Annotated in this window: 15 protein-coding genes; 4 read left to right on the plus strand and 11 right to left on the minus strand. The window is 66.7% G+C overall.

What is annotated here, in order from left to right:
* Positions 1–75: 75 nt before the first annotated feature.
* On the minus strand, positions 76–465 hold the full coding sequence (locus tag ACFU5F_RS04510; RefSeq protein WP_383881789.1) for an ATP-binding protein: 390 nt from the start codon (positions 463–465) through the stop codon (positions 76–78).
* 416 nt (positions 466–881) lie between these two features.
* On the opposite strand from ACFU5F_RS04510, the gene ACFU5F_RS04515 reads away from it, so the two are divergent.
* Both ACFU5F_RS04515 and ACFU5F_RS04520 read left to right on the plus strand, forming a co-directional pair.
* The gene (locus ACFU5F_RS04515; RefSeq protein WP_383881792.1) at positions 882–2,219 is read left to right on the plus strand and encodes a hypothetical protein; all 1,338 of its coding nucleotides are present in this window, start codon (positions 882–884) and stop codon (positions 2,217–2,219) included.
* A 10-nt stretch (positions 2,220–2,229) separates the two neighbouring features.
* Complete coding sequence (locus ACFU5F_RS04520) at positions 2,230–2,793, plus strand: GNAT family N-acetyltransferase (protein ID WP_383881794.1); 564 nt, start codon at positions 2,230–2,232, stop codon at positions 2,791–2,793.
* A gap of 42 nt (positions 2,794–2,835) precedes the next feature.
* Here the strand turns inward: ACFU5F_RS04520 and ACFU5F_RS04525 are convergent, their stop codons facing one another.
* From ACFU5F_RS04525 to ACFU5F_RS04545, 5 genes are all read right to left on the minus strand, one after another.
* Positions 2,836–3,654, minus strand: coding sequence for a hypothetical protein (locus tag ACFU5F_RS04525; protein ID WP_383881797.1), 819 nt, complete (start codon positions 3,652–3,654; stop codon positions 2,836–2,838).
* Positions 3,655–3,660: 6 nt separating this feature from the next.
* A complete protein-coding gene (locus ACFU5F_RS04530; protein WP_383881800.1) occupies positions 3,661–3,987 on the minus strand; it encodes a hypothetical protein in 327 nt (108 codons plus the stop codon).
* A gap of 360 nt (positions 3,988–4,347) precedes the next feature.
* Positions 4,348–5,391, minus strand: coding sequence for a major capsid protein (locus ACFU5F_RS04535; RefSeq protein ID WP_383881803.1), 1,044 nt, complete (start codon positions 5,389–5,391; stop codon positions 4,348–4,350).
* A gap of 12 nt (positions 5,392–5,403) precedes the next feature.
* Complete coding sequence (locus tag ACFU5F_RS04540) at positions 5,404–5,817, minus strand: head decoration protein (protein WP_383881805.1); 414 nt, start codon at positions 5,815–5,817, stop codon at positions 5,404–5,406.
* 186 nt (positions 5,818–6,003) lie between these two features.
* Positions 6,004–6,690: a hypothetical protein gene (locus ACFU5F_RS04545; protein WP_383881807.1), complete on the minus strand. Its 687-nt coding sequence runs from the start codon at positions 6,688–6,690 to the stop codon at positions 6,004–6,006.
* 186 nt (positions 6,691–6,876) lie between these two features.
* On the opposite strand from ACFU5F_RS04545, the gene ACFU5F_RS04550 reads away from it, so the two are divergent.
* Together ACFU5F_RS04550 and ACFU5F_RS04555 are read left to right on the plus strand one after the other, a co-directional pair.
* Complete coding sequence (locus tag ACFU5F_RS04550; protein WP_383881809.1) at positions 6,877–7,200, plus strand: hypothetical protein; 324 nt, start codon at positions 6,877–6,879, stop codon at positions 7,198–7,200.
* Complete coding sequence (locus ACFU5F_RS04555) at positions 7,197–7,529, plus strand: hypothetical protein (protein ID WP_383881812.1); 333 nt, start codon at positions 7,197–7,199, stop codon at positions 7,527–7,529. The genes ACFU5F_RS04550 and ACFU5F_RS04555 overlap by 4 nt, the downstream gene beginning before the upstream one ends.
* A gap of 78 nt (positions 7,530–7,607) precedes the next feature.
* Here the strand turns inward: ACFU5F_RS04555 and ACFU5F_RS04560 are convergent, their stop codons facing one another.
* From ACFU5F_RS04560 to ACFU5F_RS04580, 5 genes are all read right to left on the minus strand, one after another.
* Positions 7,608–9,443 (minus strand): hypothetical protein, encoded by a 1,836-nt coding sequence (locus ACFU5F_RS04560; RefSeq protein WP_383881815.1) that lies wholly within the window; start codon positions 9,441–9,443, stop codon positions 7,608–7,610.
* Between the two features lie 76 nt (positions 9,444–9,519).
* A complete protein-coding gene (locus tag ACFU5F_RS04565; protein WP_383881818.1) occupies positions 9,520–10,176 on the minus strand; it encodes a TIGR02391 family protein in 657 nt (218 codons plus the stop codon).
* Between the two features lie 60 nt (positions 10,177–10,236).
* The gene (locus ACFU5F_RS04570) at positions 10,237–10,578 is read right to left on the minus strand and encodes a hypothetical protein (RefSeq protein WP_383881821.1); all 342 of its coding nucleotides are present in this window, start codon (positions 10,576–10,578) and stop codon (positions 10,237–10,239) included.
* 164 nt (positions 10,579–10,742) lie between these two features.
* Positions 10,743–12,281, minus strand: a complete 1,539-nt coding sequence (locus ACFU5F_RS04575; protein ID WP_383881824.1) for a terminase large subunit domain-containing protein — start codon at positions 12,279–12,281, stop codon at positions 10,743–10,745.
* Positions 12,278–12,814, minus strand: a complete 537-nt coding sequence (locus ACFU5F_RS04580) for a hypothetical protein (protein WP_383881827.1) — start codon at positions 12,812–12,814, stop codon at positions 12,278–12,280. The genes ACFU5F_RS04575 and ACFU5F_RS04580 overlap by 4 nt, the downstream gene beginning before the upstream one ends.
* Positions 12,815–12,914 lie beyond the last annotated feature (100 nt).

The following is a 12,914-nucleotide window of genomic DNA, read 5'->3' on the forward strand; positions in this document are numbered from 1 at the left end:
TGGGGGTTGGAAGACCGCCGGGCGGCAGTCGGGCACAGACCTTGGGGAGGTAGGCGGCTGCGGCCCGGCGGCCGCTCAGGGGGCCTCGACGGTCGGGAACGTCGGGCTGTGCTCGCCGGGCTGCATTCGGACCCGGATGGTCTTGCCGCTGCCGGACTCTGCGGGGAACCAGGCGACCTCGCCGCCCAGTTGTCGCACGAGCCACAACCCCGTCCCGTCGCTTCCGGCAAGGGCTTCGTCGAGGCCATCGCGCCCGGGGCGCGGGTCTGTCACGTCAAGGAGCAGCACGTCGTCCTCGTCAACGTGCATGGTCAAGGTGACCATGCCTCTGCCGACGTGGTGGACAGCGTTCCGGACGATCTCCGTGATGACCCGTACGGCGGCCTCTTGTGTCCCCGACCAGCCCATCATGCCAAGGCGGGTACGGGCGTGCAGGCGAGCAAGCCTGGGGACGCAAGACTCCATGGCCCAACTGTGCGTCCAGATCTGCGGACGGACAGGGGCCGGCTGCGCGTCGGAAACACGTGCCCGACCACGCTCTCGCTCGGCGTTGAAGGACTGAGCCTCGGTTGTGCGTGCGTCCGCTGGGGGAAAGGCGAGAGCGGCGCTCACCATCTGCGCGTTCACGGGGACCTCTGTTTCCACGATTGTGCTCGCTCGGGCACTCTCTGCGAGGGCTGGTACGAGCGTTGCAGCCGTGGCCTTGCGGATCCATCCCCGTCTGCCTCTCGGATCTTGGTACAGCGGTGACCTGGCTTCTCGCCTGTTTCTCGGATCCTTCTCGGATTAGCTAAGTACCGTCTGTACTGGGCAAGTTGTTGGGGCGGAGCACTTACCGTCGTGCTTGAGACGTGCTGAATGAAGCGGATGGGAGGCACCAGGTGGTCACGTTCTTCCAGCATTGGCTCAACGAGCGCGAACTGCGTGACTGCAAGGACTTCCTCCCCCCGTTCAGCAAGGCGGCCGAGGGGCTGGGGCTGAAGGGCCTGGAGCCCGCCCAGTCGACCTTTTTGGCCTGGTACTACGGGAAGCGGAAACCTCAAGGCGACTTCCGCAGGGTGATCGTCGCCATGACCAACTACAGCATCGACACGCTGTGGACGGAGGTCCCCGAGGGAACCACGCCGGACTTCGCCCCGCTGGCTGGCACGTCGTCCACTGCACATGCCAAACCCGGCATGGACCTGAGAGACATGAAAAGGAGCGGCGAGATGGCCGTTCGACGTGCGAGGCAGTACGTTCTCCACACGGATCGGGACAGGCTGGGAGAGAACACGCTCCCCTTGCTTCACGACCAGGTGGCGCAGCTCGTTACCGACTACCCCCGGGTACCTCTCTCGGAGATCTGGGACTCCCTCCTGGACGTGCAAGACGAGATCATCTGCAACCTGGAGACCGGTAAGCACCGGCCGTCTCAACTCCGCGACCTCAACTTCATGGCCGCTATCACGGCGTTCCTCGTGGCCAAGGGCTTCAACGACATGGAGGACCGCGATCAGGCGCGGACGATGAGTCTCCTGGCTGCGGCATTCGCCAAGGACGCCGAACACACGGGACTCATGGCCCTCGTCAGTGGACTGCAGTCCCTCATCGAATACTGGGCAGACCGGCCCGGCGACGCCCTGTTCTACGCCCAGAAGGGCGCGGCCCTTGCCACGGACCTCCGAAGCACGGTCGGCCTGTGGCTCCATGGCCTCCAGGCTCGCGCGGCAGCCGCCCTCGGCGACAACGAGACGGTCCAGGCGTCGAACCGAACGGCTGACGACCTACGAGAGCACGTCATACCCGACGAGCTCGATCAACTCGGCGGCCTCCTCACCTACTCTCTGGAGAAGCAGCGGTACTACGCCGTGGAAGCCTCGGCCCTCCTCGGCGACGGCAACGCGAACCTCACCGCCCAAGCGGAGCTGGCCGTGCAAGGCTTCCGCAACCCTGAGAACCCCAACTGGGCGTTCGGCGATCTGGCCGGCGCGCAGTGCAACCTGGCCCTCATCCACATCCACAGCGGCGACGTCGACGGAGCCGCGCAGGCCATCCGCCCCGTGCTGGACCTCCCTGCCAGTTTCCGGAACAACGGCATCGTCGTCTCGGCCCTGCGCGTCCGCCAAGCCCTGACGACGAGCGGCGCGCGCACCGCTCTCACGGCCCGTGACCTGCGAGAAGAGCTCGCGGTTTACCCGCCCCGACGACCAGCACTCCCCGGCGGAACACAGCGGTAGGGTTCCTGCCATGTACCCGGTCCAGCGTTCCAGCCAGCGTCTCGGCCTCCGCGAACTCACCATGGATGATGTGGACGGGGTCTTCGCGATCTACGGCAATCAGGAAGCGACAGAGCACCTGTCGTTCGAGCCGCGGACCCGCGAGCAGGTGGGCAACATCGTGGCCCGGTCCATCGGTGCCGCAACCGAAGATCCGCGCGGCGAGTACGCGCTCGCCGTGGTCGAGCGAGACACGAACAAGCTGATCGGGTTCGGCAGGATCGCAACAGACCCCCACCAGCAGCGCGCAGCCACAATGGGCTTCGCGCTGCGCCCGGATGCCTGGGGCGTTGGCTACGGACTGGAAACCGTGCGGCTACTCCTCGGTCTCGGGTTCGAAGACCTCGGCCTACACCGCATCTGGGGCGCACGCTCTCCGCGCAACGAGGCCTCGGCGAAGACCATGTCCGCCGCCGGCATGGTCGAGGAAGGCACTATCCGCGAGCACATCCAGAAGGCCGGTAAGTGGCGAGACTCCATCGTCCACTCGATGCTCGACCGCGAATGGCTCGCCATCCAGGCAGCAGGGTCCTAAACAGCCAGCCGCCCACCGCAGAACTTGGCGGCTCGAACGGGCTCACTCCGCTTCTGTGACGTCTGGACGAGGCCCGAAGCCGCGCCGACAGCGCGGATGGGAGATCGGCCACTCCGCAGCATCTTCGATGGTCCGCAGTGTGCGGTTGGCCTTGTCGGTGTCCTGATGGGTGGTCCAGCCGCAGTCGAGCCCATCGAAGACTTCGACCATCGTGACGCCCGCCTGGCGGGTCCGGTTGAGGGTGCCGGCGTTGTAGGCGACGGCGGACTTGGCGAGGGTGGCGGCCTCGGCCCAGGCGCGTACTGGGACGCGAGCGCCGTTGCGGTAGACGACGTGGGTCAGGTTGTGCTCGGCGGCGAGTCTGACCGCCAGATTCTTCGCGGCCTGCTTCGCCGTCATGTTGCCCGCCGCGAGCAGCGGTATCTCTCGGCGGGCCGCCTCTCGCACCGCCCGATAGAACTGGTTCGCCATTCGCTCGGCTTCCTGGGAGCGGCGCAGGAAATCGGCGTAGGAGTCGGACGCGAGCGACTGTAGGGCGTCCCGGTGGAAGGTGGTCCAGGTGAAGGTCACGTCGAGGGCGTCAGCGGCGGCTTGAGCGCCGACGGCGTACAGGTGGGGTAGCTGCCGTTGGACGAACTGCCAGGCCTCTTGGTCGACGCGCTGGCGGAAGGCGCGGATCGCTTGCTTGAACTCTTCCAACGTCGCCACGGTGTGCGGCGTTCTCGGGTTGTCGGCGAACTGACTGAGGACGGCGCGCTGTTTGGCGGCAAGTCGCTGCCAGGCGTCCTCGAGTACGGCCGCGACGCGGCGCGCGATCTCGTCCGGATTTCCGGGCACCAGCGGTGACCACTTGTACGGCATGCCGGTCTACCTGCCCCGGCGAGTGCGCAGCAGCGGCGCGGTCACGAGGTCGGTGCTTTCCTCTCCCTCGGCCAGTTCGTCCGGCGCAACTAGGTCCACGAGCGCGGTGATCTGGCGTTCGAGTCCTGCGAGGTTGTTGCTCTGGTCGATGGTGACCACGCCGTCCACCGTCATGCGGAGCGGGTCGGCGAGCAGCTTCGCGCGCCGCTCGGCTAGGACCTCGTTCGCGACAGCGCGAGCCGACGTGAGCCGCGCGTAGCGTGCGTCAAGGTCGGAGGTGTCAGTGGTGGGGCCGAGCTGAGCCAGCAGCCAGGCGCGTACTGCGACATCCACGGGTTGCTCCTGTCGTACGGTGTGAGGCTCGGCGGGGTGGCGGTGCCGAGCCTCACTGGTGATGTGCCGCTACCTACGCGCCTGCGCCGGCTGTCTTCGCGGCGCGTCGCCTCGGGGTCTTCGCAGGCTCCGGCTCCGGCTCCGCCACTGTGGGCGTGTCTCCGGCCTCACCGTCCGGGCCGGTCGGATTCGGCGTGTCCTCGCCCCCAGGAGAGGGAGCCTCCCCCGACCACGCGGCCGGATTCGGGATGAGCGGGGCGAGCCGCTCGGGAACCTCCTCCCCCGCCTCCAGCCGGATCGGGCCCTGCTCGGGGTCTCGCAGGAATACGGTGCTCGCCAACTTCGCCATGACCGCTCCCGTTAGAAGACCGTCGCGGCGATGTGGATGTCCGGCACGTACAGCACGGGCATCGCAGCAGCGGCGGAGATCGTGGACAGCTGGACGGGGGTACGCGTCTGAACGTGGGTGGTGATCACGATGCCGGGGGCCTCCTCGGCAGTGATGACTCCCTTGCCGCGCAACTCGATCGCCTCGGCGGTCAGACCGTACTGGGTCTCGCCCCACTGTTCGCGGCGCGGCGGGATCATCGCCCACAGCGACTCCGGGGTCGTGCGCACCAGCGTGTCGCTGCTGTCGTACGCCTGCACGTCGTAGGTGGTCACGGGCGGCAGGTTGTACTTGGCGCGGACCCGGTTGACCTCCTCCGGAGCGAGCATCCCGCTCGGGATCTGCTCGGTGGACGGCGAGTTGTGGAACGCGGCCCGGTACTCCGCAGTGGACCCGAGCAGCGACAGCGCCTTCTCCGAAGAGATGACCCGCTCGGGGCGCGGCGCCCCGATGCTCTTCAGGTACTGGATCCACGCCAGCTCGTCGGTGATCGGGGTAGCCGCATCCGATTGGGACCACGGCACCGCCACCATCGGCCGGTTGGCGGCCGGCACCTTCCAGTCCACGTCGAGGGCGACTCCGGGCAGGGACACCACACCGGTGGACAGCATCTGTCCGGCGGCGATCTCCATGGCGGCCTTCGTGGCTTCCACGTGCTGTTCGAGGTCGTCGTAGAGCAGGTCGAGGAACTCGCTGGTGTCCTGACCGCGATCGACGGCAGCCAGGATGATCTGAAGCTCGGAGAAAGGCAGTTCCTGGCCGACCCAGGGCAGCATGCCTTCGTTGATGACCTGCTCGGCACGCCGCCTGGCGAGCGTCGGCGCGGCTTCCCACGCTCGGAACTTCGCCGCGTTGACGCGCCGCTTGCTGCTCTTCGTACGAAACTTGACGTTGTCGATGTTGCGTTCGGCGAACACCTCCCGCGTGAGGAGGTAGTCCTCCGGCGTGGTGATCGCTCGAATGAACGCCTGGATGTCTTCGGGAACGATCGCCTCAAGAAGCTTCTCAAGTGCCATGGGGCTGCCTCCTTACCGGTAGTGGATGAATGCGGTCGTGTTCGCGGCGGCGGGGGGCGCGAAGGTGACGGGCAGCTTCGACGCCTGCACCTCGCCACGCCACAGCAGTGCGCCCGCGGTCTTCGTAGAGCCGGGGGTGAACGCGGTCTCAGCAACGAGGAATCCGGCGAGGATCTGCGTGCCGTCACTGGCTGCGGAGTTGTAGGGCGCGTACAGGCCGGACGCGGTGATCTTGCCGAGCGGGATGCCGGACTTGATGATGTGGCGGGGCTGGTTCTGCGTGCCCGTCGTGTAGTGGGTGCCTGCCGTCAGCTTGCTGGTGTCGATGGGGATCGTCTGGGCTTCGTGGACGCCGTCCAGTGAAGCGAGCCATGTCCGGTCGTCGGTGACCGTCGTGACCGTGGTGAGGACCTGGTAGTCGCTCACGATGTCTCCCTCGTGGGTGCGGATCGGATTCCTCCCGCACCCGGCGCAAGTTGCAAGGGGCGGTGTCCACGAAATGACGACGGCCGAGCCGCGCCAGGGCGTGGTCCCTGATCAGCCCGACCAGCGTCCGGAAGGGCGTCCACGGTTTGAAGGGCGTGGTCCCGGAGCCATGTCTCGTTGGCGTGGTCAGTCGCTGATGAGCCCTCGCCGCCGGGCCATTTCGAGACCCGCCGCTCCACGCCTACGTGGAATGCCTCCGCGCTTCGGCGGGCCGCTGGCGGGAGATCCGCCCGGAGCGGGCGGCACGGTCTCCCGGGCAGGGCCGAACAACTCGGGGCGTCGCTCCTTGAGTTGCTCAGCGGCAGTGGTGACAGCTGCCTCGTCGGCATCGGGCTGGTCGTGCAGGGCACGGTCCATCAAGAGGACCGCGTCATCAAGGTCGTCCCCCGTCGCGCCGAGCCCTCCGAGAGCGGCACGCCGGATGGCGGCACGCTCCTTGGCCAAGGCCTGCGCCTCGCGCGTCTCCGCTGACCTCAGCTTCTCCTCGGCGGCCTGCTCACGGCGTTCGATCTCGGTCAGCGCAGCCTGCTCGGCGTCGCGCTTCGTGGTGATGAACTCGGTCAGGGCCTCGGAGCTGTCGAACCCGAGGTCGCCGAGCAGCTTCTTCACGGCCGCCCGGCCGCCCTGGGTCTTCTCGCGGGCCAGCAGCCGCGCGAGGTCTTCCTGCGTGACACCGCCGTTCGGGGCGCCGCCCTCGTCACCGGGCTTGTTGGAGTCGTCGTCGGGCGAGGCCCCGAGGATCGGAAAGATCGGCCGCCCGTCACGACGGTGCCCGACCGGTTCGAGCGGGTTGCAAAGCGAGGGGCGCGTCATGCGTGAACCATCCACAGGTCTCCAGCGCCCCCGCGCCGTTGATCAGTCTAGCCAAGCCGTGCCATGAGCCAAGTCGTCTTGACCGGGAGAGGTCGACCGTCCTCGTTCCGGTCGCGGCGGGCCCTCAGAACACATAACGTTGGTGTGGTCTAACCTCAGCATATTTCGCGTCATTCAGGAAGTGAAATGGCGAAGAAGCTAAGACCTCGCCCGAAGGTGAACCTACTTCTGACGAGCGTAGGAGTGATCCTGGTTGCAGTGGCAATCGTAGGTTTCTTCAGGAATGGCGGGGCGACGACAATTGGCGTATTCGTGGTGCTCGGCGCGGCGCTCATTCTCATGGGCGTCTTTGAGCCTCGAATGGAGGGACAAGCCTCAATTTCACTAACCGGCGCAAAATGGACCCTCAGATCGATTGAGGCAACGCCGGAAGCCAAGCAGAGGATCGACGAGGCAGAAGTAGAGATTGCTGCTGGAGAACTCGTAAGTGCTGAGGATCTGACACCATGAGCAACGTCGATATTCGCTTTACTTCCCGGGCTGTGGAAGCCATCCGGGAACTCGCCCCGGAGACGGTAGCAAGGAAGTCCATCCTTCACGAGCTGGAGGAAGGTCTATCCCAGCTACACGATCCAGAGGATGCAGAGCGACCAGCCTTCCGTATCGAGGGAACAGATCCGCAGTATTTCGCCATGCAATCCGGTGATCGCGTAGCTGTTTTCCGCCCACTTAGTCGCGTTGAGCGTGAAAGGTTCGACACGCAGGCTGATCAAGCGTTTATTGTCGTGGATCTGCTCACACCGGAGTCTCTTATTGTTCCCGAAGGGGAAAGTAACTGATACGGTTGAACTAACGGCAAGTCCGTCTTTCGCAGACCGGCGATGGTAGGGCAACCGCACGCACAGAAAGCCCGCGCCCTACTCGGTATCCCGGTTCTCAACCTCGACAAGCGGCGCAGACAGGACCCCGCTCTCGGCCTCTGGCAGTCCAAGGAAGGTACGGACAGCTGCATTGTCACCAGTCGCATCGGCGAGACGGGCTGCGGCTTCGAAGGAGCGAGCCTGTATTCGGACGATCTCCGCCTGCGCGTCGTCGATCGGATACCCGGCGTCGATGAGCATCCGGACGCCAGTCTCGACGGACAGCACCCCTGCCTGAACGCCCGTGACCACCTCGTCGAGGACGGCGGCGCGGTCGGTCGGAGTGTGCGGGCCCCACATCAGCCGGGCGGGCAACGACTCCCCCGCGGGCCAGCCTTCAGCCTGTCCGGCTTGATGGAGGCGCTGCACCATGCGCAGCAGCACGGCGTACTTGTGATTACGGACCAGGCGCATGGCGGCAACGAGCGAGTCGAGCGGGCCCAGTGCAAGCTGTAGTGCGTACCCGGATGGTAGGGCGGTCGGGTCCAGAGTGCCGAGGCCGGCGGCGGTGAGACGGCTGTTCGCTGCAATCCGGTCGAGGATGTGGTCGACGCGGGCACGGAGTTCGGCGAGTTGGGCCGACGTGTCGAGGACGTCCATGCGTCCGTTGTCGTTGAGCTGCCAGACCGTCCCCGCCCGGACTTTCACCGGTAGCGGTTGGCCGGTCGCTCGGTCGATGGGCAAACGGGCTCCGGCCAGGCCGATGATCGGCGAGCCGGTGGTGGCCGACGCGCCGGATCCATCGGTGTCGGTCGCGGACAGTTCGTCCAGGGCCTGGAGGACGGTGGCCACGGTCGGCTTCCCCCAGTGTTCTCCGCTGGCGGGGATGCTGTTCGTGATGTGGACGACGGGTATGAAGTCCACCATCAGGTCGAGCCTGTCGAGGACTTCACCGTCCGAGCGGATCCGGTAGCGGGCCTTGTGCATCGGCAGGTCGTACAGCAGGTCGGCGTGCGTGAGGTCGTCCAGGTCCCATTCCGCGTCGGTGAGGAAGCACGTCCACGGGGAGGGTCGGTTGGGTGCCCAAGGGTAGGTGCGGGTGATGATGCCCGTGTCGGCGTTCCGCGCGTCGCCGCTCACCAGGATCGGGTCGCCGCTGTCGGTGTACAGGTACTCGCGTGCCGGGCTGCCGTCCTTCGCTGCGCCGCGACGACTGGCCGGAGTGATCGGGCCGAGTTCATAGGTAACCCGCCGAAGCCTCGTCTTGAGCCCGCGCCGTTTGTCATCGGGCAGCTCCCACGCCAGGTGAACACGTAGCGGGAACTCGGCGCCGTCCTGCTCGCCGTCCTCGGGCCACTCCGGGAAGTACAGACCCGGATCCCACGTGCGCAGCACGGCCCGTCCCTTCGCGGGATCCCAGGCCAGGGTGTAGACGGCGTCGCCCAGCAGGATCGCGGTTCGCTCGGCCTGTTGAAGACGCAGCGGCAGCAGTTCCTTCTCCGCCCACGTCCTCAGCTTGTCCTGAACGGCCAGCGCGGCAGCTGCTTCGGCAGTCGGCTCGTCATCGGTGTGCTCCGCACCAGCGACGCTGATGACCTGCTCGGATCCGAGGAGGTAGCCGAGCGCGGTGTCGACCAGCTTGGAAGCATCACCGAGTTCCCTTCGCTCGACGCCCGCTTCGTCATCGCCCGTCACCGCGGCGAACTGGCCAGCCTGGTTGGAGTCGTACGCGGCCAGGAGCCGGTAGGCGGCCAGGCGTCGCAGGTCCTCGTCGGGCACCCAGGATCGGGTCAGTTCCGCCCAGGTGTTACGGCCCGGTCGGCGCGGGTCGGCCATGGCTGGCTTGTAGTCCAGCCAGCTCCAGACGTCGGTGATCAGCTCGCGCAGGCCCACAGTGCCCCTCCAGGCAGTCGGCCCCGCGCCGCAGGATCAGGTTACGGGGTCGGGGAACCCTGAGCCGCCTTAGCCTTCAACTCGGCCTTTGCGTGGTCCAGCCGGCGCATAAGGAGGCTCGCGAACGTGAGCATTTCCTGCGCTTCCTCCGGATCATCCACGTAATGGGACCGTGAGCCCTCGGATTGCGCAGACCTGCCATGGCGCCCTTGAACAAGTCACGGAAGCCATCGCGCTCGCTCGGCAGCGACGGACCGGTGGCCCGCGTCACCACGAGCTTCGGACGCTCCGACCCCAGCGCCGCCCCCATCAGCTTCACCCCGATTTCGGAGGACCCAATCAGGCTCTGCACCCGGTTTTCGACAGCTTGGAACGCGCGCATCACCGCGTCAGCGTACTGATCATTCTCGAAGCGTGAAGCGGCTGCAGCAGCCACTTCGGGGTGGAGAGAGACCGACACAACGAGCGAGGGCACGGTCGGAGCCGGAGGCGGCTCAGGAGCCGGAGGCGCCAACAAACCCTGTCGCGTCTTCCAATAGGCCTCCGGCGAGTCTGTTACGCCGAGGAAAGCACGGATGCGACGGTCGAAGGCAAGGTCCCAACTGTTCTCCTGTGCGATATCACCGACCTGAGCGGGCTGAACAGTCGTACCGCTGAAGGCGGGTTCCTGGCGGGCCAAGAGAACGGCGCGGTAGACAACACGAGGGTCACTAGACGCAGCGTTCTGCCCCATCCACCACACTGGAAGGCTCTTAATGTTGATGTTGCGGATTGTAAGTTCGGTGCGGAGACCTCACTCCAAATCGACAGCCAATTCCACCAGTCGAAGGTAGATAGCGGTCTCCGGTCCGGAGTCCTTGCAATTGAGGGCGCCCGCGAAGGTGAGACTTAGGCGTTGATCAGCGTTGACGCTAACGGGCACATTCCAGCTGATGCCGTGCACCAGATCACTGGACAGTTCGGCCAGAGCGTCTTCCAAGTGAACTCCCGCCCGGAAGAGGAGTGTGTCGATTTGGTCCGTCGGCGGCCAGTCGTCGAACGCCTTGAAGTACGCCCACACGGCTTCGAGGAGTGCCTTGCCCTTGTCACCGGTCGGCTCAGACACTCCTGCCGCGGTCGCCCCTGTCTGGCTCATGCGCACCCCCACGGCTGTTCACGACGGTTCGCAGGTTAGCTGCTGCCCGTGCTGGCGGCCTACCGATTAGTGACCTTGGGAGAGATAAGGCCACAGAACAGGACTCCAGCAGGTGGTCCGTGTCTCCCCGCCGGGCAGTTGCCTCTACGGGCAGTTTCCCTCGTTCAACGGCGGCCGTCGAAGCGGTCGTCGTCGGTTTCGTTCGGCAGGGTGTCAAGTTGGTCGGGGTCCGCTAGTTCCGTCAATCCGTGCACCGCCGCGTCCATGCGGTCCGGACTGTCCATGCCCTCGACCCAGGTGACCATCTGGCCTTCCAGGTCGGGGTATTCGCCAACGTGGTGCACGAGCTGCTGTTCGTACAGCTGGGCCACGGGGGCGGCCCGCAGGCGTTTGCCGACCTTGGCGGTGACCTCCAGGATCATGGGCATGAGGAGCCCCTTGGTGACGCCCTCGCGGCGCAGCTGCTCCCATGCCTGGGTGACGATCTGCCGCGCCATGTCTCCGCCGTAGTTCTTCTCGACCACGATCGCGTCGGCCTTGAGTTCGAGGGCGAGACGGCATGCGGCCAGGCCCCAGTCGTTGGCGCCCATTGAGCCGGATCGGTCTGCCAGTACGTACAGCTGCCGGTCGAAGTCGCGGCCGACGCCGATGACGCCCGTCTCGTCGCCGATGGTGGACTCTCCGCCGGCGGGGTCGACGGCGACGACGATGCGCGCCATGTCGAGGCCGGAGAACTGGACGGCGTTGATGCGGGCGGTCTCTATCCACTCCCGCCTCCAGACGCCCCCCTCCGGCGGCCGGGGCTTCTGCAAGTACAGGGCGGCCCAGACGCGTTCGCCGACTCGCTTGCGGGTCTTGGCATGGTGAGTGACGTCGAAACGTTCGGGCCACAGTGCTTGACCGGGTATGCGGCCGAGCGGGTCGTCGGGGCTGTCGGAGATGGCTGGGAGGTCGATGACCCGCCAGGCGTCGCGCTCGGTGGCGAGGATGCGTCCGGCGAGGTCGTCTTCGTGCCAGCGGGTCTGGATGAGGCAGATGGCGCCGACTGGTTCGAGTCGGGTCTGGAGTACGGAGGTCCACCAGTCCCAGGCGCGCTTGCGCATGGTGGGGCTGTCGGCGTCGGCCATGTCCTTGACCGGGTCGTCGACGATGGCGATGTGTGCGCCGCGTCCGGTGAGGCCGCCGCCGATACCGGCCGCGAGGAGGCCGCCTTCGCCGCCGACGATGTCGAACCTGTTGGCGGCCTGGCTGCCTGCCTTGAGCTGGATGCCGAGGTCGTCGCCCCAGGTGTTGATGGCGTCCCTGATCCACCGGCCGTGGTCGTCGGCCAGGTCGGCGGAGTAGCTGGCGATCATCATGCGGTGGCCGGGGTTGCGCCGCAGGTACCAGAGGGGCGCCCAGCGAGAGGCCCGTCGGCTCTTGCCGTGCCGCGGGGGCATGGTCAGCATGACGCGATCGCATCGGCCTGCGGCCATGTCGATGAACGCCTGGTCGATGAGATCCAGGTGCGGGGCCTGCATCTCGCGCCCACCGGTGAGGACGGCGGCGAGTGAACCTGGGGAGCGGTCCATGGCGAGTTCGCGTTCGACGCGCACCAACTCAGCGCGCAGAGTGGGAGATGCGGCCCGCGCGATGGTGCGACGCTGCGCTGGTGGAAGGGTCTTGTAGTGGGCGATGACGCTTTCGTGGTCGCGCGGGGTCATGCGCCGTCCGGATCGGTGAGCGCGATCAGGGCGTCGAGTTCGTCGACGGTCACGTTTTCGACCTGGACCGGTCCGCCGTCGGGGCCGGACAGTTCCGTGCGGACGGGCATGTCAAGGCCGAGCAGCCGTGCGCGGCGCTCCATGATTCGCAGGGTACGGTCGATGGCGGCGAGGTCCTGGTCGCGGACGGCTTTCTTGTAGGCGACGAAGAACAGCCGGTCGAGCCGGTCGGCTTCCAGGGCGCGCAACTCGTCTACGTCATCGTTGAGTTCAGCGCGGCGGTCGGCGAGTGCGGTGCGGACGTCCCGGCAGGCGGCGTGAATCAGGGCTTCGTTGGTGGGCGGGTCCTGGTTCTTGCGGTACCGCTCGACTCCGTAGCCCTGCGGGTAAGCGATGCCGTCGGAGTTGACGGTCGGGTCGGCGGCGAGCTTGCGGGCGATCGTCAGCCAGTCCACGCCGGCGAGACGTAGATCGATGGCGTCCGAGCGGCGGCGCGCGATGGCCGCACGCGCGGCTTTGTCGGGGCGTCCCACGGCGGGCTCCTCCACAGCTCGGGTGCGCCCCCGCGCCCATAGCCATGATCGCGCATTGAACAGTGGCCAGCGACACCCAGCACGCCTGGCCAGCGTCAAT

Source organism: Streptomyces sp. NPDC057438 (genome assembly GCF_042802995.1).
Classification (GTDB): Bacteria; Actinomycetota; Actinomycetes; order Streptomycetales; family Streptomycetaceae; genus Streptomyces.